19 protein-coding genes are annotated in these 24,080 nt (G+C 72.0%); 5 read left to right on the forward strand and 14 right to left on the reverse strand.

Going from position 1 to position 24,080, the window contains the following annotated elements:
- Nucleotides 1–19 precede the first annotated feature (19 nt).
- From A2CP1_RS22245 to A2CP1_RS22265, 5 genes are read right to left on the reverse strand one after another with little or no spacing between them, the layout of a single operon-like run.
- A complete protein-coding gene (locus A2CP1_RS22245; RefSeq protein ID WP_015935421.1) occupies nt 20–2,173 on the reverse strand; it encodes a BatA domain-containing protein in 2,154 nt (717 codons plus the stop codon).
- Nucleotides 2,170–3,078 carry a DUF58 domain-containing protein gene (locus A2CP1_RS22250; RefSeq protein ID WP_015935422.1) on the reverse strand — a complete coding sequence of 303 codons (909 nt, stop codon included), beginning with the start codon at nt 3,076–3,078 and terminating at the stop codon, nt 2,170–2,172. Before A2CP1_RS22250 ends, A2CP1_RS22245 begins: the two co-directional genes overlap by 4 nt.
- Nucleotides 3,078–4,103 carry an AAA family ATPase gene (locus A2CP1_RS22255; protein ID WP_015935423.1) on the reverse strand — a complete coding sequence of 342 codons (1,026 nt, stop codon included), beginning with the start codon at nt 4,101–4,103 and terminating at the stop codon, nt 3,078–3,080. The genes A2CP1_RS22250 and A2CP1_RS22255 overlap by 1 nt, the downstream gene beginning before the upstream one ends.
- A complete protein-coding gene (locus A2CP1_RS22260) occupies nt 4,100–5,740 on the reverse strand; it encodes a peptidase MA family metallohydrolase (protein ID WP_015935424.1) in 1,641 nt (546 codons plus the stop codon). The genes A2CP1_RS22255 and A2CP1_RS22260 overlap by 4 nt, the downstream gene beginning before the upstream one ends.
- Nucleotides 5,737–8,952 (reverse strand): DUF4175 family protein, encoded by a 3,216-nt coding sequence (locus A2CP1_RS22265; protein WP_015935425.1) that lies wholly within the window; start codon nt 8,950–8,952, stop codon nt 5,737–5,739. The genes A2CP1_RS22260 and A2CP1_RS22265 overlap by 4 nt, the downstream gene beginning before the upstream one ends.
- 206 nt (nt 8,953–9,158) lie before the next feature.
- Between A2CP1_RS22265 and A2CP1_RS22270 the strand changes: the two genes are divergently transcribed.
- Genes A2CP1_RS22270 through A2CP1_RS22280 form a run of 3 tightly spaced genes read left to right on the forward strand, consistent with a single transcriptional unit; the run spans nt 9,159 to nt 10,712 of the window.
- Nucleotides 9,159–9,788, forward strand: a complete 630-nt coding sequence (locus A2CP1_RS22270) for a sigma-70 family RNA polymerase sigma factor (protein ID WP_015935426.1) — start codon at nt 9,159–9,161, stop codon at nt 9,786–9,788.
- 31 nt (nt 9,789–9,819) lie between these two features.
- Complete coding sequence (locus A2CP1_RS22275) at nt 9,820–10,263, forward strand: anti-sigma factor family protein (RefSeq protein WP_232288317.1); 444 nt, start codon at nt 9,820–9,822, stop codon at nt 10,261–10,263.
- A gap of 17 nt (nt 10,264–10,280) precedes the next feature.
- Complete coding sequence (locus tag A2CP1_RS22280) at nt 10,281–10,712, forward strand: hypothetical protein (protein WP_015935428.1); 432 nt, start codon at nt 10,281–10,283, stop codon at nt 10,710–10,712.
- 3 nt (nt 10,713–10,715) lie between these two features.
- On the opposite strand, the gene A2CP1_RS22285 is transcribed toward A2CP1_RS22280, so the two are convergent.
- The 9 genes from A2CP1_RS22285 to A2CP1_RS22325 all read right to left on the reverse strand — a co-directional run bounded on the left by A2CP1_RS22285 (nt 10,716) and on the right by A2CP1_RS22325 (nt 21,629).
- Complete coding sequence (locus A2CP1_RS22285; RefSeq protein ID WP_015935429.1) at nt 10,716–12,959, reverse strand: polysaccharide biosynthesis tyrosine autokinase; 2,244 nt, start codon at nt 12,957–12,959, stop codon at nt 10,716–10,718.
- A complete protein-coding gene (locus A2CP1_RS22290) occupies nt 12,959–14,053 on the reverse strand; it encodes a polysaccharide export protein (RefSeq protein ID WP_245529911.1) in 1,095 nt (364 codons plus the stop codon). Before A2CP1_RS22290 ends, A2CP1_RS22285 begins: the two co-directional genes overlap by 1 nt.
- Complete coding sequence (locus A2CP1_RS22295) at nt 14,050–14,496, reverse strand: low molecular weight protein-tyrosine-phosphatase (protein ID WP_015935431.1); 447 nt, start codon at nt 14,494–14,496, stop codon at nt 14,050–14,052. The genes A2CP1_RS22290 and A2CP1_RS22295 overlap by 4 nt, the downstream gene beginning before the upstream one ends.
- A 126-nt stretch (nt 14,497–14,622) precedes the next feature.
- Complete coding sequence (locus A2CP1_RS22300) at nt 14,623–16,503, reverse strand: polysaccharide biosynthesis protein (RefSeq protein WP_015935432.1); 1,881 nt, start codon at nt 16,501–16,503, stop codon at nt 14,623–14,625.
- A 353-nt stretch (nt 16,504–16,856) separates the two neighbouring features.
- Complete coding sequence (locus A2CP1_RS22305) at nt 16,857–17,468, reverse strand: PglD-related sugar-binding protein (protein ID WP_245529913.1); 612 nt, start codon at nt 17,466–17,468, stop codon at nt 16,857–16,859.
- Nucleotides 17,465–18,520 (reverse strand): MraY family glycosyltransferase, encoded by a 1,056-nt coding sequence (locus A2CP1_RS22310; RefSeq protein ID WP_015935434.1) that lies wholly within the window; start codon nt 18,518–18,520, stop codon nt 17,465–17,467. Before A2CP1_RS22310 ends, A2CP1_RS22305 begins: the two co-directional genes overlap by 4 nt.
- The gene (locus A2CP1_RS22315) at nt 18,517–19,488 is read right to left on the reverse strand and encodes an NAD-dependent epimerase/dehydratase family protein (RefSeq protein WP_015935435.1); all 972 of its coding nucleotides are present in this window, start codon (nt 19,486–19,488) and stop codon (nt 18,517–18,519) included. The genes A2CP1_RS22310 and A2CP1_RS22315 overlap by 4 nt, the downstream gene beginning before the upstream one ends.
- On the reverse strand, nt 19,485–20,459 hold the full coding sequence (locus tag A2CP1_RS22320) for an NAD-dependent epimerase (RefSeq protein ID WP_015935436.1): 975 nt from the start codon (nt 20,457–20,459) through the stop codon (nt 19,485–19,487). Before A2CP1_RS22320 ends, A2CP1_RS22315 begins: the two co-directional genes overlap by 4 nt.
- Nucleotides 20,460–20,465: 6 nt before the next feature.
- Nucleotides 20,466–21,629, reverse strand: a complete 1,164-nt coding sequence (locus A2CP1_RS22325) for a glycosyltransferase family 4 protein (protein WP_015935437.1) — start codon at nt 21,627–21,629, stop codon at nt 20,466–20,468.
- A 186-nt stretch (nt 21,630–21,815) separates the two neighbouring features.
- Between A2CP1_RS22325 and A2CP1_RS24010 the strand changes: the two genes are divergently transcribed.
- The gene (locus A2CP1_RS24010) at nt 21,816–22,973 is read left to right on the forward strand and encodes a glycosyltransferase (RefSeq protein WP_015935438.1); all 1,158 of its coding nucleotides are present in this window, start codon (nt 21,816–21,818) and stop codon (nt 22,971–22,973) included.
- Complete coding sequence (locus A2CP1_RS23115) at nt 22,948–24,057, forward strand: glycosyltransferase (protein WP_015935439.1); 1,110 nt, start codon at nt 22,948–22,950, stop codon at nt 24,055–24,057. The genes A2CP1_RS24010 and A2CP1_RS23115 overlap by 26 nt, the downstream gene beginning before the upstream one ends.
- Nucleotides 24,058–24,080: the final 23 nt, after the last annotated feature.

Genomic DNA, 24,080 nt, shown 5'->3' on the forward strand with positions numbered 1-24,080 from the left:
TCCTAGCCGAGGCGGCGGCTCACGCCAGCAACAGCCCCTCCAGGAAGAACGCCGCCACCCCCAGGGCGAGGAGGATGGACCAGAGCGGGAGCTGCCGCACGCCCGCGCGGCGCGCGTCGCCGTCCACCCGGGCGTGCGCCGCGCCGCCGAACCAGGCGGTCAGCTCGGAGGGCTCGAGGCGGCGGGTGTCCGACTCGCGCGGATCGAACGCCACCGCGAAGGCGAGCCGCGGCTCGACCCGCTGCTGCCCGCCCGCCGCGATCTTCACCTGCCACAGCCCGGGCTCGGCCGGCGACAGCTCCACCACGCCCGGCTTCTCCTCGGTGAGCCCCTCGCGCTCCAGCTCGGCGCGGGACCGCTCGCGGCCGTCCGGCCCGATGAGCGCCACGAGCGCCTCGCCCTGGCCGAGCCGGAGCTTCCGCCGCGCGCCCACCACGCTGGGCGGCTCGCGCCGCTCCTCCAGCGCGCCGGCGAGGTAGCCGGCGAAGCGCTGCATGGCGGGCAGGAAGCTGGTGCGGATGGGCCAGTCGGTCCAGTCGCGGTCGGCGCTGGAGGTGAAGAGCAGGACGCGCCCGCGGCCGCGCCGGGCCTCGACCAGCGCCGGCGCGCCGTCTTCGAACGTCATGAGCACCTGCGGGGCGGCGCCGCGGGCCCCCGGCTTCGCCAGCATGTAGCGGGCGGTCCGCACCCCGAGCAGCCCCTCGCGCGCGTCGCCGGTGAAGATCGAGAGCGCCGGGTGATCCCAGGCCACCTCGGCGAAGCGGGCCGCGCGCAGCGCGCCCGCCGGATCGCCGCGCGCGCCGGCGGTCTTCTCCACGTGGAGCGGCATGGGGAGCAGCGGCCCCAGCTCGCGGCCGTACAGCTCCGGATCCACCTGGTCGCCGAGCGACACGAACAGCCCGCCGCCCGCCTCGACGAAGCGCGAGAGCTCCGCGGCCCTGCCCCCGAGCGTCCGGACGTTGAGCAGGAACACCACGTCGAACCTCGACAGGTCGGCGCGCGGGAACGCCTCCGCGTCCACCAGCGTCGGCCGCACCGGCGAGGCGGGCGAGGCGAGCGCCGACTCCACGAAGTACGCCTCGTCGCGGTACTTCACCGGCGAGGGCGCGCCGTCCACCACCAGCGCCCGCACCTCGCGCGGCACCACCACCGTGAGCGCGCGGGCGTCGTCGTCGGGCAGCCCGTCCTCGGGCAGGCTCACCTGCACCACCGCCGGCCCGCCCTCGGCGAACGCGTGCAGGAGCGACTTGCGGGTGGCGCCGCCCGCCGGCACCTCGGTGAAGGCGCGGATGGGCGTCTTCGCGGCGGGCCCGGTGCCGACGGTGAGCAGGAGCGGCGCGTCCTTCAGCGGCGCGGCGGCGTGGTTCGCGAGCAGCGCGGTCACCCGGTAGCCGCGCGGGCCGGCGGCGGGATCCGGCTCGGCCTCGAGCCCCACCACCGCGTGGTTGGGGAGCCCGGCGCCGCGCGCGGCGTCGAGCACGCTCACCTCCGGGCGCACCGCGCCCTGCGGCCCCTCCACCGCGGGCGCGGGCCCGTCGAGGCGCCAGGCCGAGGCGGCGAGGTCGGTCGCGACCACCAGGCGCTTCGGCAGCCCCTCCTGCGCCTTCGCCGAGGCGAGCGCGCGGAGCGCCGCGCCCACGCAGGCGCTGAGGTCGGAGTAGGCCGCGCTCGCCTGCGCCCGCTCCAGCACCCGGCGCACCGCGGCGCGATCGAACGAGGGCGCCTCCGCCTGCGGGGCGCCGGCCCCGCACACCACCGCGGTGGCCGGCTCCTCCGGCGAGAGCGAGGCGAGCGCGCCGAGCGCGTCGGCGCGGGCGCGATCGAACAGCGGGTGGCTGCCGAGCCGGTAGCGCATCGACCCGGAGGCGTCGAGCACGATGGCGGTGGCGCGCGGGCCCCGGGCCACCGCCTGGGCGGCCTCGCCGGGCTGCTCGGCCCGCGGGCGCGCGATGGCGGCGGCGATGGCGGCGAGGAGCAGCGTGCGCGCGGTGAAGAGCAGCACCTTCTTCAGGCGCAGCCGCCGCTGCGTCTCGCGGCGCGCGCGGAGCACGAAGTCGATGGCGGGGAAGGGCGTGGGCCGCGGGCGCCGGCGGAAGAACAGGTGCACGACGAGCGGGATGGCCGCGGCGAGCAGCCCCCAGATCAGCGCCGGGTTCCCGAAGCCGAGGTTCACGCCGCCGACCTCTCGCGCCGCGCCAGGAACGGCAGCAGCACCTCCTCGAGCGGCCGGTCGGTGCGGCAGAGAGCGTAGTCCACGTCGGCCTCGGCGGCGGTGCGCTTCACCTCCTCGAGCCAGCGCCCCAGCACGTCGAGGTAGCCCTTCCGCACGTCGCGCCCGTGCGCCTCCACCTGCCGCGCGTCCTCCATGGAGAGGAACAGCGTCGGGTCGTCGAACGGGAACTCCAGCTCGGCGCGGTCGAGCACGTGGAACAGCGTCACCTCGTGCTTGCGGCGCCCGAGCTGGGCGAGCTGGCGGAGCACCTGCGCGTCGGGGTCGAACAGGTCGGAGAACACCAGCACCGACGAGCGGCGCGGCGCGTGCTCGATGATCCAGGCCACCGCCGCGCCCAGGCGCGTCGTGCCCTCTGCCTTCGCCGCCTCGAGCGCGTCCAGCACCGGCACGAGGTGCCCGGCCGACGCGCGCGGCGGGATCGCGCCGGCCACCTGCCCCTGCACCAGCACCAGGCCGGCCGCGTCCTGCTGGCGCACGAGCAGGTACGCGAGCGACGCCGCCAGCGCGCTCGCGTACTCGAGCTTGGTCATGCCGGCGGGGTCGGAGCGGTAGCCCATCGAGCCGGAGGCGTCCACCACCAGGTAGGCGCGGAGGTTCGTCTCCTGCTCGAAGCGCTTCACGTAGTACTTGTCGAACTTCCCGTACGCCTTCCAGTCGATGTGCCGGATCTCGTCGCCCGGCGCGTACTCCTTGTGCTCGGCGAACTCGACCGACTGCCCGTGGTGCGGCGACTTGTGGAGCCCGGTGAGCACGCCCTCCGTGATGGCGCGCACCCGCAGCTTCAGCGTCCCGAGCCGGGCGAGGACGGCGGGGTCGAGGAGCGGGGGCCGGCGCGGATCCGCCACTACGCCTTCCCCTCCAGCAGCCGCTCGACGATCTTCTCGCTGGTGACGCCCTCGGACTCGGCGCGGAAGTTCGTGATCACGCGGTGCACGAGCACGTACTTCGCGAGCGCCCTCACGTCCTCCTCGCTCGCGGCCATGCGGCCGTCGAGGATGGCGCGGCTCTTCGCGCCGAGGATGAGGTACTGGCTGGCGCGCGGGCCGGCGCCCCAGGAGACGTTCTCCTTCACGAACGCCGGGGCGCCCGGCTCGTTCGGCCGGGTGCGGCGCACCAGCTCCACCGCGTACTGGATGACGTGGTCGGCGGCGGGGACGCGGAGCACGAGGTCCTGGAGCTCGCGGATCTTCGAGGGCGAGAGGATCCGGCGGAGCGCCGGGCGCTTCGCGACGGTGGTGGAGCGGACGATGTCCAGCTCCTCGGTCGCGCTCGGGTAGCCCACCGGCACGTAGAACATGAAGCGGTCGAGCTGCGCCTCGGGCAGCGGGTACGTCCCCTCCTGCTCGATCGGGTTCTGGGTCGCGAACACCAGGAACGGGAGATCGAGCGGGTAGGTCTCGCCGCCGGCGGTGACCCGGTACTCCTGCATCGCCTGGAGCAGCGCCGCCTGCGTCTTCGGCGGCGTGCGGTTGATCTCGTCGGCGAGCAGCAGGTTCGCGAAGATCGGCCCCTGCACGAAGCGGAACGCGCGGCGCCCGGTGGTGTGGTCCTCCTCCAGCACGTCGGTGCCGGTGATGTCGGAGGGCATCAGGTCGGGCGTGAACTGGATGCGGTTGAAGGAGAGGTCGAGCACCTCGGCCACGGTGGAGATGAGCAGCGTCTTCGCGAGGCCGGGCACCCCCACGAACAGGCAGTGCCCGCGCGCGAACAGCGCCACCAGCAGCGCGTCCACCACCTCGCGCTGCCCCACGATGCGCTTCTCGATCTCGCCGAGCAGCATGCGCCGCGCCTCGTGCAGCTCCTGCACGGCGCGCAGGTCGGACTCGGGTTGGCCGGGGAGGGGCGGCGGGGCGTTGGGGACGTCGGTCATGGGTGATCCTCCGGGCGTGCGCCCTGTGCGTCTCGGCCGCCCAGTATCCGCTCGAACCGCGCCTCGCGCGACGCGCCGCCGGGGTCGCCGAGCGCGGTCAGCACGCGGGCCAGGCCGCCGTGGATCTCGGGGTCGAAGGGATCCTGACGGTTCGCGACGAGCAGGCGGTCGCGCGCCGCCGCGAAGTCCTTCCGCTCGAACAGCAGGCGCGCGAGCTGCACGTTCAGCGCCGGGTAGTCGGGGTTCCAGTCGAGCGCGCCGCGGAGCACCTGCTCCGCCTCCTCGCCCTCGCCGGACATGGTGGCGGCGAGCGCGAGCTGCCCCGAGAGGATGGGGAAGCGTGCGCCCACGCGCGCATGCGCCTTCCCGTACTCGATGCGCGCCGCCGCCCAGCGCCCGCGCGCGCGGTAGATCTCGCCCAGCCGCGCGAAGCCGCGCGCCTCCGCGTCGGGGATCTCGGCCCACTCGGCCCAGGCGCCGCCGTGCTTCGGGTCGTCCTTGAAGCGGAGGCGCTTCAGCTCGTGCTCGCCGCCGCGCGGTAACGGGCGCGCGGCCATGTACCTCCGCCACTCCCCCAGGAACCGCTCGAACGGCATCCCGGTGGCCCGCGCCACCGCGTCGTCGGCCTCGACGCCCTCGCCCACCAGGCCGGTGACGCGCGCGAGCACCTCCGGCCCGGAGCGCTTCACCAGGTACTCCACCGCCAGCACCACCTGCGCGTACGCGAGCGCGGCCCGCTCCTGCGACGGCAGCTTCGCGAGCGAGGGGTGCATCTCCTGGAACGTGACGAGCGTGTTCCGCGCGAGCGCGTCCTTCACCAGGGCCGCCGAGATCGGGCTCAGCGGATCGACCCGCCCGCGCCAGGCGGACTCGAACCACTTCGCGAGCCCCTCCTGCAGCCAGATGGGCGCGCGGTTGCCGGTGCGCGCGGTGACGACGTCGTGCGTGTACTCGTGCGCGGCGGTGTCGAGCCAGTCGTAGCCCTTGAGCAGCGCCTTCGGCGACAGCAGCATGAGCTTGCCGAACTTCGCCACCGCCACGGTGCCGCTGGTGCGGATCTCCGCCTCGGTGAGCGTCGAGAGCTTCGCGAGCCCCTTCACGTCGCTCACGATCTCGACCGTGAGCCGGCGCGCCGGCGGCTCGCCGAGCGCCTTCGCGAGCGCGGCGCGCTGCCGCTCCAGCGCGTCCACCAGGTACGGCACCAGCACCTCGTCCTTGCCCTTCGGGTAGGACACGACGAAGTGCTCGCTCTCGGAGCGGGCGTGGTCCTTCGTGACCTCGCGCGCCGCCCGCGCCAGCTCCAGATACCCGCCCGCCTTGCCGGCGCCGGAGGCGGTGATGAGCGCGATGGCGTCGTCGTAGCGCTGGTCGAAGAAGCGCAGCACGCCGCCGGAGAGCTTCACCGCGTCGGGCGCGTCGTCGAACGGCTCGAGCGGCTCGAGCAGCGCGCGGGCCGCCGGCAGGTCCTCCTGGGCGAGGAGCTTCAGGGCCTTGAACGCGGTGCGCTCCGCGTCGCCCTCGCCCTTCCGCTCGCCCGGAGCGGCGGCGCGGCGATCGGGCCGCGCCGGCGTCGAAGGCGCCGCGTGGGCGAACGCCGGGACGGCCGCGAGCGCGATGGAGAGGACGAGCGCCCTCACTTGACCAGCTCCTCGTAGTAGCGCTGCACCTCGCCGCGGTACCGCTCCGGCGCGCCCTGCTTCATGGCGTCGAGCAGGTCCTTGCGAAACTCCTCCGGGACGCGGTGCGCCTCGGCGCCCGGGATCTTCACCTTCTCGCGCGAGGCCTCGCGGCCGTCGCCGTCCTGCTCGCCGCCGGACTCCGCGAACGGGAACGGGAAGCCCTGGCCCCCGCCCTGCCCGCCGCCCTTCTTGGCGGCCTCCTCGAGCCCCTTCTGCAGGCGCGAGAGCGCGTCCATGGCCAGCTCCTGCTGCCCGTGGCCGCGCTGCGGGTTGCGGGCCCCGAGCTCGGCGGCGGCCTCGCCCATGTGGCCGCGCGACTCGGACAGCTCCTGCTGCGCCGACGGCGGGAACACCGGCGCCTTCTGCGCGAGGTCGTAGAGCTGCGACTGGAGCCGCCCCGCCTTGCGCTCGAGCTGGTCCTGCTGCTGCGCGAGCTCGCCCAGCTTCCGCTGCTCCTCCTGGCCCAGCACCTGGCGCGGGTCCGGGAACATGCGCTGCAGCTTCTCGCGGATCTCGCGCACCTTCGGCACCGCGTCCATGGCGTGCTTGCGCGCGTCGGCCACCTGCTCCGGCTCGCGGCCGGTGAGCGGCGCCCCGCGATCGCCCAGCGCCGCGTCCTCGTCCAGCTCCATGGCGAGCCGCTCCACCGACGGCTGCGCCCGCGTCACCGCCTCGGCCGCGCCCTCCAGCTCGCGCATCCCGAGCGCGCGCTCCAGGTCCTTCAGCGCCTCGCGCGACAGCTCGAACTCCGGCTCCGCCCGCATGGTGACGCCGGGCTCGGCGCGGTCGAGGTCCTGCCGCGCCTTGCCGGCCAGCTCGGCGAGCCGCCTCAGGTCACCCTCGGCGCCCTTCATGCGGTCGGCGATCTTCTGCCGGTAGCGCCGGCGCACCTGGTCGGTCTCCGCGGCGGTGCGCCGCTGCTCCGACTGCACCTGCTCGAGCTGCTCCTTGAACGCGAGCATCTCCTTCATGAGCTGCTGCGCCTTCTCGTCCGGGCGGCCCGCGGTGCGCTCGAGGCCGGCCAGCATCTGGTCCATGGCGCCCGCCATCTGGTCGAGCGCCTTCATGGCGCCCTCGACGTCGCCCTGCGCGAGCTTCTTCTCGACCTCGTCGAGCCCGCCCACCAGGTCCTGCGACTTCGCCAGCTCCGCGAGCGCCTCCTCGTTCATGTGCTCGTCGTTGAAGCCCTTCGACAGCTCGGCCATGCGCGCGAGCAGGTCCTTCACCCGGTCCTTCATGCGCGAGATCTGGGCGAGCACCTCCTTCTTCGCCGCCTCGCTGGGCGAGGCCCGGTACTTCTCGAGCAGGCCGGCGAGGTCGCGGCGCCGCTGCGAGAGGTCCTTCGCGAGGCGCACCAGGTCCTGGGCGCGCTGCTTGTCGAGGAGCTGCTCGAGGTACAGGACGCCCTTCTCCATCGTCGCGTCGAGCGCCGCGTCGGCGGAGGTCATGTTCCGCACCAGCGACGCGTCCGGCCTCACCCGCACCCGGATCGCCTGGAGGATGGCGGCGCGCAGGGCGGCGACGCGCTGCTCGGCCACGCGCACGTTGCCGGACACGTTCTGCAGCGCCGCCGCGACCTCGCGGGCGCCGGCGGGATCGCGGCGCAGCTCGCGGGCGGCGTCGCGCAGCGTCTCGGTGAGGCGCCGCGTCCGCGCGTCGAGCTGCTGGGCCACCGGCAGCCGCTCCGCCGTCGCGAGCGGGCCGTCGGCCAGCGTCTCCAGCCGATCGCCGAGCAGCGCCACCAGCTCCTCGAACGCCTGGCGCGCGCGCTCCAGCACCGCGCGGCGGTGCTCGGCCTCCGAGTAGACCTTCACGACCTGGTGCTCGGAGGCGGCGGTCTTCGGGCCCGAGACCGTGTCGCCGTCCGCCGCCTCGATCCAGTACTCGAGCGCCTCGCCCTCGGCGAGCCGCTCCGGGGCGAGCGCGAGCTGCTGCGTGCCACCGTCGCGGCGCAGCCCGTCGCCCTTGCGCAGCACGCGGCGCTGCGGCTCGCCCGCGGGCGGCTTCACCACCAGCGTCACCTCGGACAGGCCCACGTCGTCCTCGGCCTGCCACTCGATCGCCACCACCGCGTTCGCGTCCACCTCCTGCTCGCGCTCCGGCGCGGTGATGCGCACCTGCGGCGGCAGGTCCACCTCGACGGCGATGGGGATGGGCGGGCCCTCGGCCACCAGCCGGCCCTTCGCGTCCAGGTAGCGGAAGCGGTAGCTCCCGCCCTGATCGACCACGAAGCGGCCGGAGAGGTCGCGGCCGCCGGCGACGACGGCGAGGGCGCGGCGCTTCACGATCGGTGAGTCCGGGGCGGGCTGGGCCTGCGCCGGCGGCGGCGCCTGCGCCGGGGTCTCGGAGGATCCGGTCCCCTCGGCGGCGGCCGCGCCCGCGGGCGGGCTCGCCGGCACCAGCCCCTCCTGCTCGATGGCGATCTCCGCCGCGACCACCGGCCGGTCGGCCCGGGTCTTCAGCTCCACCTCGGTGCCGCGCGGCGCGCGCACCTCGCCGCCGGTGCCCGACAGCGTGCGCGGATCGCGCCTCATGTAGGCCGGGTAGCGGTAGGTCAGCTCGATGTCGCCGGTGATCGGGTCCGCCTGCACCGCCGGCGCGCCGGGCGGATCGCCCCCGATCACGCGTCCGTAGGCGGCGCGAAACCCGGGCCCCAGCCCGGCGAGCCCCAGCAGGTGGAGCCCCAGCGCGACCACGAGCGTCCACCCCGCCTGCCGGGCGGCGCGGTCCGGGATGGCCCGGGCGAGGTCGAGCCCGCGGGCCCGCTCGGCGGTGCGGTCGAGGTGCGCGTCGAGCAGCTCGACCGACAGCTCGCCGGACGCGGCCAGGAGCGGGCGGGCGCGGGCCAGCTCCACCGAGGAGAGGAGCGCGGAGCGGAGCGCCGGCTCGCCGGCCGCCACGGTGCGGGCGGCGGCCTCGTCGTCGCGGGCCCCGCGGAGGAGGGCCCAGCCCGCGGCGATCGCGGCCCCGAGCACGGCCAGCGCGGCCCCGCCCAGCGCCACCAGGCGGAAGCCGGTCCGGGCGCCCGCGGAGAGGGCGATCGCGCCGGCGAGCAGGCACAGCAGCGCCGCGGCGCCGCCCCCGGCCGCCGCCGTGAGGAGGACGACCCGGACCTGCCGCCGTCGCGCCCCCTGGAGGACGCGGGCGATATCTGCGTAGGCGCCGGCCATGTGCCCCTGTCGAACCGTGGTAGCCACCGCACATTCCGGCGGTGCCCGGAAGGATAACGCGGGGGAACGCGCCCGGTGAGCCGATCCGCTCCGCCCGGGCGGCCGATCGGCGCGGGCCGTCGGCGTCTAGACCCTCCCCCGGCGGCGCACGTGCTAGCCTGCCGCACCGTCCCGTGAATTTCCCACCCGGACGCCCCGTCCCTCCGATGGAAGCCGACGACCACGCGCTGGTCACGAGAGCCAAGGCCGGTGACGCCACCGCGTTCCGCGCGCTCGTCGTCCGCTACCAGAGGAAGGTCTACGCCGTGGCGCTGGGCATCGTGAAAGATCCGGACCTGGCCTGGGACGTCGCCCAGGAAGCCTTCGTCCGCGTCCACGGCCACCTCGGCGACTTCAAGGGCGATTCGGCCTTCTCGACCTGGGTGTTCCGCATCACCACCCACCTCTCGATCGACGCGGTGAGGCGGGAGCGGCACGCGCAGCGGCAGGACGTGGACGACGTGCAGGAGACGGATCTGGAGGAGGGCGGCGAGGGCATCCTCTCGACCGCGCTCGGGAACGACCCGCGGCAGAACGCGCTCCGGCGCGAGCTGGCCGGCAAGATCCAGGACGCGCTGGCGACGCTCCCGGAGAAGCACCGCACGATCCTGGTACTGCGCGAGGTCGAGGGTCTGTCGTACGAAGAGCTGGCGGAGCGGCTCGGGATCCACAAGGGCACGGTCATGAGCCGGCTGTTCCACGCGCGGAAGAAGATGCAGGCCGCGCTCCGCGAGTACGCGGGGATCGCGGCGGCGGACGGAGCCGAGGGCGGAGAGGACGGGCAGGGCGATGCGTAGGGCCACGAGCGATTGCGTCCGGTACGCGCCGATGATCGGCGCCCGCGAGGGCGAGCTCTCCACCGAGGAGGCGCGCGCGCTCGCGGCGCACCTCGAGGCCTGCGACGCCTGCGGGGCCCGCGCGCTCGATCTCGCCGCCACCGAGGGGCTCGTCTCCGAGGCGCTGCTCGCCCGCGCCGCCGAGCGCGACTTCGCGCCGTTCGTGGATCAGGTGATGGCGCGCATCGGCCACGAGGCGCCCGCCCCCCGCGGCGTCCTGTCCTGGCTGCGCCGGCACTGGCGCGGCACCGCCGCGGCGCTCACGCCGGCGGTGGCGGCGGTGGCCGTGTTCCTGTACGTTCGCTGGGAAGGCAGCCAGCCGGGCGAGATGGCGCTCCTCGAGTTCTCCAGCGAGGGCAACATCTCGACCGTCATCCAGACGTCCGACGGCCCGGTGGTGCTGCTCGACGACGACGACGAGGGATCCGGCTCCTAGAGCCGCCCGGAGAGGTCATGACCCGCCGCTCGTTCCTCCTCGCCCTGCTCGCCCTGGTCACCCTCGCCCCCGCCGGCTCCCGGGCCGACGTGCCCGTGCACGTCCGGCTCATCAAGGGCTCGCGCAAGGGCCCGCCGCACATCGACCCGCGCCTCGCGAACCTGAAGCGGCAGCTCTCGCCGCTCGCGTACGTGCGCTGGGAGCAGACCTCCGAGCAGGAGGTCTCGCTCACCCGCGGCAAGACCGAGTTCGTGAGCCTGCCCGACGGCGATCACGTGGGCGTCACGCTGCAGGAGCAGCGCGGCAACACCGTGACCCTCGAGGTCGCGCTCGCCTCGCGCAACACGCAGTCCCGCCTCACCGTCGAGCGCGGCCAGCGCATCGTCCACCAGGTGACCGGTGAGCGCAGCGGCGCCGCGTTCTTCCTGACGGTGATCGCGGGGCCGTAGCCCCTACTTGTACGAATACTGGTAGTGATACGCGCTGCGCCGGCCCAGGCCGCGGTCGAGGCGCACGTCGTTCATCACGATGCCGTGGACGCGCGCGCCGGCGCGGGTGAGCGCGCGCAGGCCGGCCTGGATCTCGCGGATCGGGTGCTTGCCCGCCTTCACCACGAACAGGTTCACGCCCGCCTGGCGCGCGATGAGCGCGCCGTCGGCCACCGCGAGGATGGGCGGGGTGTCCACCACCACGAGGTCCCACGTCGCCGACAGCTCGGCGAGCAGCCGCTGGAAGCGCTCCGAGCCGAGCAGCTCCGCCGGGTTGGGCGGGATGGTGCCGGTGGTGAGGAGCCGGATGTTCTCGTGCTCGGTCGTGCGGAGGGCGCCCGCGAGCGTGTGGGCGCCGCTCAGGACGTCGGTGAGCCCCGGCGCGCGCTCGCCGCCCAGGAAGCGGTGCAGGTGGCCGCGGCGGAGGTCGGCGTCCACCACCACCACGCGCTTGCCGGCCTCGGCCAGCAGGACCGCGAGGTTCGCGGTGACGAACGACTTGCCGATGCCCGGCGCCGGGCCGCCCACCGTGACGACGTTGGAGCTCGCCTCGAGCAGCGCGAACTGCACGCTGGTGCGGAGGCTGCGGAGCGCCTCGACCGCGAGATCGTTCGGATCGGTGCGGGCGAGCACCGGGTGCTTGCCGGCGTGCCCCGCCGCGCGGGTGGCGATCCCCTCCGCATCGCTGTGCGGCACCGAGGCGTGGACGCCCACCCCGGTGGCCCGCTCCAGCGCGTCCGGATCCTCGACGCCCTGGTCGAGCGCCTTGCGGACGAACGCGAGCGCCACCCCGCCGGCCAGGCCGAGGAGCAGCGCCAGCGCCACCACCGCGCCGCGCTTCGGCGCGACCGGCTTCAGGGGCACGAGCGCGGCGTCGAGGATGCGCACGTTGCCGACCGTGCCCTCCTTCACGACCTTCAGCTCCTGCGCCTTGTTGAGGAGCGTGAGGTACAGCTCGTTCGCGACCTTCACGTCGCGCAGGCGGCGGGCCGACTCCAGCTCCGCCTCCGGCAGCTTGCGCATGCGCGCCTCGAGGTTCCGGCGCTCCTCGTCGAGGCGGCCCATCTTCTGGCGGGCGGCGATGAGCAGCGGGTGGTCCTCGGTGAAGCGCTGGCGCAGGGCGGCGATCTCGAGCTGCAGCTCGGAGGCGGCCTTCTCGATGTCCACCGCGCGGGTGAGCGCGGCCTGCGTCTCCATGGAGACGTCGACGCTGCCCTTCGCCGAGCGGTAGGACTCGAGGTCGCGCTCGGCCACGTCGAGCTTGCCGCGCAGCTCGGGGAGCTGCGTCTCCAGGAACTCGAGCGTCTTCTCGGCCTCGGCGCTCTTGCGCTCCACGTTCTGGCGCAGGTAGGCGCTCGAGAGCGCGTCGAGGATGGCCGCGGCGCGGGCCGGGTCCTCGTCCTCCAGCGCGAGCTGGATGACGCCGGTCTTCTTGCCCTTCTCCGAGATGCGCAGGTCCTCCTGCAGGTCGGCGATGGCCGCGTCGCGCGGCCGGTGCGAGACCCGGAACTGCGTGCCCGGGCGCGCCACCAGCTCCGCCACGAACAGCTCGGTGCGCCGCCCCGAGGCGGCCGCGCCCGCCGCGCCCTCGACCAGCAGCTCGCCGTCCGGATCGAGCAGCGCGAAGCGCCCGCCCTCGCGGGCCTCCAGCGTGAGCGGCTCGCCCTCCAGCTCCTCCGGCACCGCCAGCCGGCCCAGCGTGAGCTTCTCGCCGCCCCAGCCGAAGCGCCCGAACCCGGGCAGCGCCGAGGCCGGCGCGTCGCCCCTGTGCCGGCGCGCCAGGAAGCGGCCCACCACCGGGAAGCGGCGCGGCTCGGCCGAGATCTCGAGCTTCAGCGCGTCCACCACCGAGCCGACCAGCGAGCGCGAGCGGAGGATCTCCATCTCGGTCTCGGCCGGCGAGGCCTCGCTGAAGAGCGCCGAGAGGTCGCCCAGCCCTCCGGTGCCGCCCTTCTTGTCCTCCACCTGCACGAGCGCGTCGGAGCGGTACACCGGCGTGGCGAGGAGCGCGTAGGCGACGCCGCACACGAGCGCGACCGCGGCCGCGCCGGCGATGAGCCAGCGCCCCTGCACCAGCACGTCGAGGTACTCGGCGAGGCTGACCTCGTCGCCGTCGCCGCCGTCGCCCGCGTAGGCCGGCTCGGGCGGCGGCGCGGGGCGCTTGTCGGGGACCATCTCCAGGGCCGGGCCTCCGGGCTTCGGGGTCATCAGTACACTCCGGTCCGGTTGCCGACGTCCACCGTCTGCCAGATGCCCTGTACCGTCGGGAGGATCTGCGTCATGACGCGGTTCCAGTCGGTGAGCTTGTACTGCGAGACGAAGACGACGTCGTAGGGCTCGAGCTGGAACTGCACCGCGAGCAGGAGCGCGTCGGCGCTGGAGGCGTCGAGCTTGAAGACGCGCGGCGCCTCGTAGCGGCCGCGGAGCACGTAGACCTCGCCCGGGTTCGAGGTGAGCGGGTCGAAGCCCTCCGAGTCGCCGATCGCCTCGGCGAGGCTCATGCGCCCCTTCGCCATCAGCTTGGAGGAGGGCTTCCGCACCTCGCCCAGCACGAAGACCTTGTTCTGCTCGCGGCTCGGCACGTTGAGGATGTCGCCGTCCTGCAAGAGCCAGTTCTGCGTGACGTCGCCCTCCTCGTAGAGCGCCTGGAGGTCGAGCGCGTAGGTCCTGCCGGCGCGGGTGAGCGTGACGCCGCGGGTCCAGGCGTCCTTGGTGAGCCCCTTCGCCGAGGCGATGGCGTCCTGCACGCGCACCGGCACGTCGGTGACCGGGAGCGTCGAGGGCTGCACCACCTCGCCGGTGACCTGGAAGCGCTTGCCGCGGAACGCCGCCACGCGCACGTCGAGCTGCGGGTTCGCCACGTACTTGCGGAGCCGCTCGGTGAGGAGCGCCCGGATCTCCGGCAGCGTCTTCCCCGCCACCTCGACCACGCCCACGTGCGGGTAGAACATGGTGCCGTCGGCGTTCACGGGGTTGCCGGTCTGCTCCGGCGGGCGGTACTCGCCGGCCGGGATGGTCAGCTCCGGGTGATCCCAGACGATGATGGAGAGGACGTCGTAGGGAGCCACCCGGTACTGGTAGCCCGCGAGCGTCTCGGCGAGCGGGTCCGCCGCGCGGGCGCCGGCCGCGCGAGCGCGCGCCCCCGCCTGCTCGACCAGCAAGGCCGGCGTGATGGGCAGCACCTTCACGTCGGCGCCCTTCTCGCCGCGCCCCTCCAGCGCCGACTCCCTCATGTGCAGGCCCGGGGAGATGTGCGAGCAGCCGGACAGCGCGACCGCGATCAGCAGGACGCTGCGTCTCACGAGACCTTCCACACCTTCTCCTCGAAGTCGTCGAGCCCGCGCTCGATGAGCGCGAGCGCGCGCTCGAAGGCCGGACGGCCCTGGCGGTAGGGATCCGGCACGTCGAACCCGCCGAAGCGGCCCAGGCGCTGGACCCGCCCGCGCGCGCCCGGGGCGATGGCCTCCACCTCGCGCTTGTGGCCTTCCTCCATCACGAGCACGAGGTCGAAGCCCGAGATGAGCGCCGGGGTGAGCTGCCGGGCCCGGTGCGTCGAGAGGTCGATCCCGCGCGCCGACATGAGCTCGCGCGCCGCCTCGTCCGCCGGGCGCCCGACCAGCGCCGCCACCCCCGCCGACTCGACGCGCGCGCCGGTCCGCCCCTCGAACCGGGCGCGCAGGAGCGCCTCGGCCATCGGGCTGCGGCAGATGTTGCCGACGCAAACCATGAGTACGCGGTCGAGCATGGGGCAAGTCGCGGGAAGGCGAAGTGAATACCGCGATCCGCCCCGGCCCGTCGAGGGCGCGCGCGCCCCACACGCCCAGGGGGAGCATCTCGGACGGTGAGTCCTGGTGCCTTTGGTGGGGGCGCGCTACGCGGTGGCGGCGCGCGGCGCGATCGGGCGGTCGGTCGATGACGCCACGGCGGCGGGGCGGTCGGCGGGCGTGGGCACCGCCGCGACCGGCTGCTTGAACTCGGGGACGATCTCGGCGAAGCGCTTCCGCACGTCGGCCGGGTGATCCACCGACGCGGCCAGGTCGTGGAGCTGGCGCTGGACCTGCTCCCACGCGTGCGGGCGGAAGCGGCCCACGAAGATCTTCGGGTGGCCCGTCCTGTCGGCGCTCTCGGAGTCCACCGACAGCTCCTCGAACAGCTTCTCGCCCGGGCGCATGCCGCTGAAGACGATCTCGATGTCCTCGCCCGGGGTGAGGCCGGAGAGCGTGATGAGCTCGCGCGCCAGGTCCGCGATCTTCACCGGCTCGCCCATGTCGAGGATGAAGATCTCGCCCCCGTTGCCCATGGCCCCGGCCTCCAGCACGAGCTGGCTCGCCTCCGGGATGGTCATGAAGTAGCGGGTCATCTCCGGGTGCGTGACCGTGACCGGGCCGCCGGCCGCGATCTGCTCCTTGAAGATGGGCACCACGCTGCCCGCCGAGCCGAGCACGTTCCCGAAGCGGACCGTGACGAAGCGGGTCTTCGAGCGCTGCGAGAGCGCCTGGACGTAGATCTCCGCCACGCGCTTGGAGGCGCCCATCACCGAGGTCGGGTTCACCGCCTTGTCGGTGGAGATCATCACGAACCGCTCCACGCCGTAGCGGTCCGCCATGTCGGCGAGCGTCTTCGTGCCGAAGACGTTGTTCTTCACCGCCTCGCCCGGGTTCCACTCCATCATCGGCACGTGCTTGTGCGCGGCCGCGTGGAAGACGATGGCCGGCCGGCGGCGCTCGAACACCGCGGCCATGCGCTGCGCGTCGCTCACGTCGCCGATGCAGGGCACCAGCTCGAGCTTCGGGAAGCGCGCCAGCAGCTCGCGGTGGATGTGGAACAGGTTGTTCTCGGCGCGCTCCACCAGCACCAGCGCGGACGGGCCGAACCGGCACACCTGGCGGCAGATCTCCGAGCCGATGGAGCCGCCCGCGCCCGACACCATCACCACCCGGCCCGCGATGGTCGCGGAGATGGACGCCATGTCGAGCTTCACCGGATCCCGACCGAGCAGGTCCTCGATGTCCACGTCGCGGAGCTGGCTCACCGCCACGCGGCCGTCGATGAGCTGGTCCACGCCCGGCATGGTCTTGAAGCGGACGCCGGCGTGCTTGCAGAGGTCCACGATGCGGCGCATCTGCGCGCCGCTCGCGGACGGCACCGCGATGATGGCCTCGTCCACGCGCAGGTCGCGCGCGACGTGCGGGATGTCCTCGATGGTGCCCACCACGCGGACGCCGTGGATCTGCTCGCCACGCTTCGCCCGGTCGTCGTCGACGAGGCCCACCGGCTCGTAGCGGGCCCCGTGGCGCTTCTGGATCTCGCGGAGCAGCATCTCGCCGGCGTCGCCCGCGCCGATGACGAGCACGCGCATGCGGCTCAGCCCCGGCTCGGCGACGACGAAGCGCCGGGCGTAGAGGAACCGCGCCAGGAACCGGGTGCCGCCGATCACGATGACGGCGGTGAGCCACTCGATCGCGACGACGGACCGCGAGAAGCCCTGGAACCCGATGTGGAGGAACGCCAGGTAGGCGACGCTGGAGAGGCTGGTCCAGCGGATGATGCCGACGAGGTCACGTGCGCCGGTGTAGCGCCACAGCCCGCGGAACAGGCCGCCCAGGTAGAACGCGGCGAGCCGGAAGATGAGCAGGAAGGGCAGCGAGACGGCGAGGATCTGCGCGTGCTCAGGCTTGATCCGAAAGTCGAAGCGCAGCGCGTACGCGCCCAGCAGCGACGCCGTCCACAGCGCAACGTGGACGCAGATCATGACCGTACGACGTACGCCGACGTCCGCGGCGACCGGCAACCCCCGAGTTTTCACGATGGTGTCCAAGTAACAGATTGCGTGACTGCGTTCCATACCCGGGGTGCACGACACGCCCCCGCCCAGGGCCTCGCCTGAAGCGGAACGGCCTCGGGATCGTTCGTGACGCGAGCGTGCGAGCAGCCGCTTCGCAGGGTGGGAATCCGTGCGAAGCGCGCGCCGATGTCGCAGATCGATTGCGAACGGAGCGTACGAGATTCACGACGCGATTGAGGTCCTGCGCACCCGGCGCTCCGCGTGAAGTCGTGGGCAGAGACACGGTTGCTCGTCGTGGCTGCGGCGAGCACGGTCCCCATTCAGTGGTAGGGCGCGATCAACGGGTTCGCCGCGTCTCCCACCATGCAGACTCCCGGAGCGACCACGCCGCCTGGCTCCACCCGTGCGCGAACCACCACCGCACCCGCACCGACGACGGCCAGGGCGCCGACCCGGGCCGCACCGGATAGCGTCGCGCTCGACGAGAGGTGCGCGAACGGTTCCAGCACGCAGTCGTGCTCCACGACAGCAGCGGTGTTCACGATCGCGCCGGCGTCCACCACCGCCCCGGCATTTACCACCGCGCGCGCCAGGACCACCGCACCCTGGCCCACGTGCGCGGAGCGCGCCACCGTCGCCGCCGGATGGACGATGGTCGCGATCTGGAACCCAGCCGCCACGAGGCGGTCCCGCGCACGCTGGCGGCGCTCGTTGTCGCCGATCGCCAGCGCCACCGGAGCTTCACCGAACTCCGGACGCCGCGCCACGACCTCGGCCCAGGGCAGGACCGGTGCGTCCATCACCGCCTGCCCGGGCGTCGCGCCGTCGTCGATGAAGGCGAGGAGCTGCAGCCCCGCGCACATTCCTGCGTCGGCGACCACCTTCCCGTGGCCGCCGGCGCCCATGACGAGAAATGGACGTTCGTCTTTCACGCTCGCGCCTCTGGCCGGGGGGCCGCGGCGGCACTCCGGCGCTCCAGGCCCAGAACGACCCCGACGAGTGCGAGGAACACGAGCACGGCGCCACCGACCAGCCCGACGCGCATGGCGAGCGGCTTCGCCCCATCGAACCGAGTCGCCAGCACTCCGACGATCAACATGCCAGCGTAGGCGGTGAGCGTGATCGCCCGATGGTGAACGCCGCAGGTCAGCGGCCGCTGGTACCAGTGCGAGCGATGCGCCTGGTAGAAGCGCTCGCCACGAGCCAGCCGCCGAACGAGCGTCGTGGTCGCGTCGAGAATGAACAGGGCGAGGGCGAGCCCGACCACTTCCACGGGGAGCCTGCCGCCGTCGGCGACGAGCGGCAGGGACGCGAAGAAGAAGCCAAGCGCGGTGGACCCGACGTCCCCCATGAAGATGGACGCGGGCGGGAAGTTGAAGACGAGGAAACCGGCGGCGGCAGCCCCCATGAGCACGGCGAGCCCGCCGACGGCCGGAACGCCCATCCCGAAGGCCGCGACCGCGATCGCTGCGCTCGCGAGCACGGCCTGACCGCCAGCGAGTCCGTCGATCCCGTCCATGAAGTTGTAGAGGTTCGTCAGCCAGACAATCCAGAGCACCGACAGGACCGGCGCGAGCGGGCGAGCCGCCTCGGGCAGAAGCGACCACGCCACCCGCCCGCCATCCGCGGCCCCGAAGACGACCGCGCACGCGAGGACGACCTGGGCGCCGAAGCGCGTCCGGGCTCGCAGCGGGTGCAGATCATCCACGAGCCCGACGATTGCAACGAGCGCCGTGAGCGCCACGACGGCGATGACCCGTGCTCCGAGCTCTTCCACGACTGCGAGGGTGAGGGCCGCGGGAACGAACGCGGCCATGATGCCCATGCCGCCGAGCCGGGGCGTGGGTCGCACGTGCGCGCTCCGCTCGTTCGGTGCGTCGAGGAGATTCCGCCGGAGCGCGACCTGCTTCACCAACCAGGTCACCGCGACGGCGGCGACGAAGGTGAGGCACGCGAGCCCGAATTGCCAGGACATCATGTTCATTCCCCGCCACCTCGATCCAGGAACCAGCGAGCCGTGTCAGCGAGCCCCACCGAAACCGGAACCGGGGCGCGCCACCCGAGCTCCGCCTGGATCTTCGAGAGATCGACCGTGAGCGAACCGATCAACCGCCGAGCTGCGGCACCGAACCTCGGGAGGCGTCGCGCCAGCCAGAGCGCGCCCGGGGGCGCAGGGAAGAGGCGCGAGGGTCGTCCGAGCGCCCCGGCCAGCGTACGGAGCATCTCCGGGGTGGACAGGTCCTCGCCGTCGCTCACGAGATAGGTACGTCCGGCCGCGCGCGCGTCCGCCGCGCACGCCAGCAGCGCGTCCGCGAGATTCTCGACGTAGATCATGCTCCGCCGGTTTCGCACGTTCGCAAGCGGCAGCGGGATCCCGCGATCGACTGCTTTCAGCATCGCGCGGAAGTTGGCCCGTACCCCCGGCCCGTAGACCAGGGGAGGCCGAACGACGACGACGCCGAGGCCCGTCGCGGTGGCCACTGCATCGACGGCGCGCTCCGCCTCCAGCTTGCTGTGCCCGTATGGCTCGCCCGGCGCAGGCGCGTCGCTCTCCCGGTACGCCTCATCGCGTTCCTCGCCGTGCACCTTCACGGTGCTTACCAGCACGAAGCGGTGCACCCCGGCTGCCGCGGCGGCCTGCGCGAGACGCTCGGTTCCGAGCACGTTCACCCTGCGGAATTCCGAGAGTGGATCTCCGGACCGGTCGCGCATGACGTGCACCCGCGCTGCCAGGTGGATGATCGCATCGACCCCGTGGACGGCGGTCGTCCAGTCCGCCGATCCCAGATCCGCCACCACGTGCTCGTGCGCGTGCGGTGGTCTGGGCGACGAGGGGCTCCGCACCGCCGCGCGGACGCACCATCCGCGCTCCGCGGCGTTCCGGAGCACCGCCCGCCCAACGAACCCGCTCGCGCCGGTGACCAGTAGCCTCATCGCAGCCTGGCGGCTCATCGGATCGCGTAGAACTCGCGGTACCACTCCACGAGCTGGCGCAGGCCGTCCTCGAGCGATGTCCGCGGGCGGAAGTCGATGTCGTGCTCCAGATCGGACACGTCCGCGAAAGTCGCCGGCACGTCGCCGGCCTGCATCGGCAGCATCTGCTTCTCCGCCTCGCGCCCGAGGAGCCGCTCGAGCGTACCGATGAAGTGCATCAGGTCCACCGGCGTGCTGTTCCCGATGTTGTACACGCGCGCGCGCACCCCAGCCCCGGGCGGCGGACGCTCGTATACGCGCAGGACGCCCTCGACGATGTCGTCCACGTACGTGAAGTCGCGCTTCATGTTGCCGTGGTTGAACACCTTGATCGGCCTCCCTTCCAGGATGGCCTTCGTGAAGAGCATCGGTGCCATGTCCGGGCGGCCCCAGGGCCCGTACACGGTGAAGAAGCGCAACCCCGTCGCCGGAATCCCGAACAGGTGGCTGTAGGTGTGGGCCATCAGCTCGTTCGCCTTCTTCGTCGCGGCGTACAGGCTGACCGGGTGATCGACGTTGTCGCCCACCGAGAACGGCACCTTGGTGTTCCCGCCATACACGGAGCTGGAGGAGGCGTAGACGAGGTGCTGCACGGCGTGATGGCGACAGCCCTCCAGCACGTTGAGGAAGCCCGTGATGTTCGCATCCACGTAGGCATGCGGGTTCTCGAGCGAGTACCGCACGCCGGGCTGCGCCGCGAGGTGGATGACTCCGTCGGGCCTTACCTCGGCGAAGAGCCGCTCCGCCGCGGCCCTGTCCGCGAGATCCATCCGCTCGAACCGGAAACCCGGGATCCCAGTCAGCCGCGCGAGGCGCGCTTCCTTCAGGGCCACGTCGTAGTAGGGAACGAGGTTGTCGATCCCGACGACCTGTCTGCCCGCGGCCAGAAGACGCTTCGCGACGAAATGACCGATGAAACCGGCCGCGCCGGTCACGAGAATGCCTGCCATCCCGGATCACCCCACCACGCGTCGGTCGACCGACGCGGCGCTCGTTGCCGGAGCGGTACCGTACAGCTCCAGCGTGGACCGCACGACGAAGTCGATTGCGAACTCACTCTCCGCAAGACGCCGCGATTCGGCACCCAGCTCTCGCCGAAGCTCGGCGCTCGCAACGAGCTTCTCGACCGCGGCGGCGACTGCCCCGCCATCTCGCGGCGGGACCAAGAATCCGTTCACCCCGTCGCGAACGATCTCGCGGCACCCGGGCGTATCGGTCGTCACGATGGGCCGCCCGCAGGCCGCCGCCTCGATGAGCACCTTCGGAACGCCCTCGCGGTAGACGGAGGGCAGAACGACGAGGGCGCTCTGGGCGAAGACCTGCGGCATGTCCGACCGCCGGCCCCACCACTCGACGATCCCGCGCTCGTGCCACTCCCGCAGTCGTTCCGCCGGGACGGCGGCAGGGTTCTCGTCGGTGTCACCGACGAGCGCGAACCGCGCGGGCGATCCCTTCGCCTTCAGGAGCTGCGCCGCCTCGACGAACTCGGCGACGCCCTTGTCCCAGAGCATCCGCGACGCAAACACGACGAGCGGCGGGCCGGACGGTTCGGGGTGAGGTGCATACTGCCGCATGTCCACGCCCGAGCCGCGGATCAGGACCGCCTGCTCCGGGCGGATGACGCCTGCGCGGACGAACTCCGCCTGATCGTCCGGGTTCTGAAAGATCACGCGGACCCGCTGGCTGCGAAGCACCGGCCGGAAGATCGCGAGCGCAGCGGCTCGGATGACCGCACCGCGCGCGCCTTCCTGGCTGAACAGGTACCCCAGCCCGGTGACCGCGTTCACGACCCGCGGCACACGGGTGAGGCGCGCGGCGATGGACCCGTAGAGCACGGCCTTGAGCGCGACGTGGTGGACGACCGAGGGCCGGATGCGGCGATAGAGGGCCACGAGCGCGGCGATCGAGCGGAGCTCGGTCCACACGGCCAGGCTGCGGCGCCCGAGCGGGAATGCGTGATGCTCGAAGCCTTCGGCGCGGATGCGGGGGACGCCTACGACGGAATCCGGCGTGGCGACGTGAACCTCAAAGCCCGCGGCACGCGCCGCCATGGCAATAGGCAAGCGGTGCGACAGGAAGAAGTCGGCGGAGTTGACGACGAACAGGACGCGCGCAGGCATGTGTGTGGTGCGACGTGACACTTGGCGGGGAGGGTGCAATCGTATAACACACGCGGAGTTGTACTCGCCATCCTCCGCAACGCACGCGGGTCCCGGCTCCGCCCACCTGCGTGCTTCACCCTGGCGCTCGCCCGCCCGCTTCCCGATCGATACGCGCGCGGGACGCCGCCCGCAGGACTCGCCTCGATGCTAACGATTCTTCACCTAATCACAGGCCTACGTCGAGGTGGCGCTGAGGCGATGCTCCTCAAGTTGCTCAGCGCTTCGGATCGTTCCTCCTTTCAGCACGTCGTCGTATCACTGACTTCCGGCGGGCCATTAGCGACCGAAATTGGTGCTCTAGGGGTTAGGGTCGAATCGCTGGACATGACGCCAGGCATCCCCAGCTTGCGAGCACTGTCGAGCCTCCGCTCCATAATGCGCAAAGAGCGCCCGCACGTGCTTCAAAGCTGGATGTACCACGCGGATCTTCTCGCCGGACTGGCGTCAATCGGGTATCCGCGCATTCCCGTAGTATGGGGCATACACCACAGCACGCTCGATGTTGCCGCCACAAAGCCTCTCACGCGCCTGACTCAACGCGCCTGCGCTCTTTCCTCCCGGTTCATGCCGAGCCGAATCGTGTGCTGCTCGGAGTCGGCACGTGCGGCACATGTCATGGCGGGGTACAGTCCCTCGAAGATGCTAGTGATCCCGAACGGCTTCGATCTCGGTCGGTTCCATAGAGACACGGCGGCTCGGGCTGCATTTCGTGCTTCCCTAGAGATTCCACAATCCGCACATCTCGTCGGCGTAGTCGCGCGCTGGGATCCGAACAAGGACCATCGCTCGTTTGTGGCGGCGGCGACCGAGGTCGCCAACCGCTTACCAACTGCCACATTTGCATTATGCGGCGATGGAATCACCTGGGACAACGCACCGCTCTCATCCATGATCGACGCAACACGCCAGCGCGGTCGCTTCATTCTGCTTGGCGCCCGCTCCGACATGCCGCAGCTGATGGCCTCGCTTGACGTCCTCTGCCTATCGTCAACCAGCGAAGGCTTTCCCAACGTTATTGGCGAGGCCATGGCCGCTGAGACGCCCTGCGTGGTTACGGACTGCGGCGACTGCGCAGCAATCGTTGGCGACGCCGGCCGCGTAGTCGCTCCCCGCGACCCAAAGGCCCTTGCAGGCGCCTTACTTGAGTTGCTCAGTCTCGACGTGGACGTGCGGCGCCGCCTCGGAGTACGGGCACGAGAGCGCATTGCCACATTGTTTAGTCTAAGGTCCGTTGCTCAGCGTTATGAGAACGTCTACCGGGAGGTCGTTGCAACCGATGTCCAGAAGACTTCGCATTGTTGAGATTACGCCAACACTCGGGGTGGGCGGCGCCGAGCGCGTCGTAGTGCATCTCGCTCGCCACCTGGACCGAGCGCAGTTCGAAGTATCAGTCGTTTCACTATATGACCGCCTTGGAACGCACCTGGAGCGCGAACTCGACGCCGAAGGCGTTCCGACAGCCTACTTGGGCAAGGCTCGCGGCTTTGACGCTCGTATGTACTCGCGCCTTTGGTCAACTTTCCGACGCCTTAAACCCGACGTCGTGCACACGCACAACAACTCGCTTCGATATGTTTATCCGCTCAGAGTTCTTGGCGCGGCGCCACGAATTGTTCACACAGTACACAACCTTGCCGAGCATGAGGTCGACGCCCCAGGACGACTGCTTCAGCGAGTTGCCTTCCGGTATGGGGTCGAGCCAGTAGCGATTGGCGAGGCCGTGGCGACCAGCATTCAGCGCCTATATGGACTCAGACCACGATGGTCGATCCCCAACGGCATCCCAGTCGAACACTATCGTCGTTCCGGTGATGTTCGTGAGCGAACCCGTGATGCGCTGAGTATCTCGCCGGACGCGCGGGTGGTTATCAGCGTCGCCCGTTTCTCGCGCCAGAAGAACACCCAGGCACTCATCGAGGCCTTCGCCAGCTCCGGCTTACCCGCGAAAGGCGGACATTTGCTACTTGTCGGGGACGGAGCAGAGCGGTCTGCACTTGAGCTCGCCGTGCAGCGACTTGGTCTCGGCCCCAAGGTACGCTTTCTTGGAGTTCGCTCCGACGTCCCAGACCTTCTCGCAGCCGCCGATATCTTCGCTATCAGTTCATCGTGGGAAGGCAATCCCCTGAGCGTCCTTGAGGCCATGTCCGCTGGGCTCCCCGTTCTTGCCTTTTCCGTCGGGTGTCTGCCTGAACTCGTGACGGCCGACTGCGGCATTCTCGTACCCGGGTCCTCAAGCGAAGGTCTCGGCGCAGCGCTCAAGCGCATGGTGGAAAGCCCGAGCATGCTCCCGACGCTTGCAGCCGGGGCTCTGCGCCGGGCTCATGAGCATTTCGATGTGCGCGTTATGAGTGCAGCCTACGAGAGAGTGTTTCGCGAGTCCTTGTAGAGTCATCCGCGCCTCACCTGCGC

Source organism: Anaeromyxobacter dehalogenans 2CP-1 (assembly GCF_000022145.1).
In the GTDB taxonomy this organism is placed as follows: domain Bacteria; phylum Myxococcota; class Myxococcia; order Myxococcales; family Anaeromyxobacteraceae; genus Anaeromyxobacter; species Anaeromyxobacter dehalogenans.

Coding starts and splice junctions, on each gene's coding strand:
- A2CP1_RS22255 (WP_015935423.1), bottom strand. CDS start 4,103: ATGACCGACGTCCCCAACGCCCCGCCGCCCCTCCCCGGCCAACCCGAG.
- A2CP1_RS22265 (WP_015935425.1), bottom strand. CDS start 8,952: ATGGCCGGCGCCTACGCAGATATCGCCCGCGTCCTCCAGGGGGCGCGA.
- A2CP1_RS22270 (WP_015935426.1), top strand. CDS start 9,159: ATGGAAGCCGACGACCACGCGCTGGTCACGAGAGCCAAGGCCGGTGAC.
- A2CP1_RS22275 (WP_232288317.1), top strand. CDS start 9,820: ATGATCGGCGCCCGCGAGGGCGAGCTCTCCACCGAGGAGGCGCGCGCG.
- A2CP1_RS22280 (WP_015935428.1), top strand. CDS start 10,281: ATGACCCGCCGCTCGTTCCTCCTCGCCCTGCTCGCCCTGGTCACCCTC.
- A2CP1_RS22285 (WP_015935429.1), bottom strand. CDS start 12,959: ATGACCCCGAAGCCCGGAGGCCCGGCCCTGGAGATGGTCCCCGACAAG.
- A2CP1_RS22295 (WP_015935431.1), bottom strand. CDS start 14,496: ATGCTCGACCGCGTACTCATGGTTTGCGTCGGCAACATCTGCCGCAGC.
- A2CP1_RS22300 (WP_015935432.1), bottom strand. CDS start 16,503: ATGATCTGCGTCCACGTTGCGCTGTGGACGGCGTCGCTGCTGGGCGCG.
- A2CP1_RS22310 (WP_015935434.1), bottom strand. CDS start 18,520: ATGAACATGATGTCCTGGCAATTCGGGCTCGCGTGCCTCACCTTCGTC.
- A2CP1_RS22315 (WP_015935435.1), bottom strand. CDS start 19,488: ATGAGCCGCCAGGCTGCGATGAGGCTACTGGTCACCGGCGCGAGCGGG.
- A2CP1_RS22320 (WP_015935436.1), bottom strand. CDS start 20,459: ATGGCAGGCATTCTCGTGACCGGCGCGGCCGGTTTCATCGGTCATTTC.
- A2CP1_RS22325 (WP_015935437.1), bottom strand. CDS start 21,629: ATGCCTGCGCGCGTCCTGTTCGTCGTCAACTCCGCCGACTTCTTCCTG.
- A2CP1_RS24010 (WP_015935438.1), top strand. CDS start 21,816: ATGCTAACGATTCTTCACCTAATCACAGGCCTACGTCGAGGTGGCGCT.
- A2CP1_RS23115 (WP_015935439.1), top strand. CDS start 22,948: ATGTCCAGAAGACTTCGCATTGTTGAGATTACGCCAACACTCGGGGTG.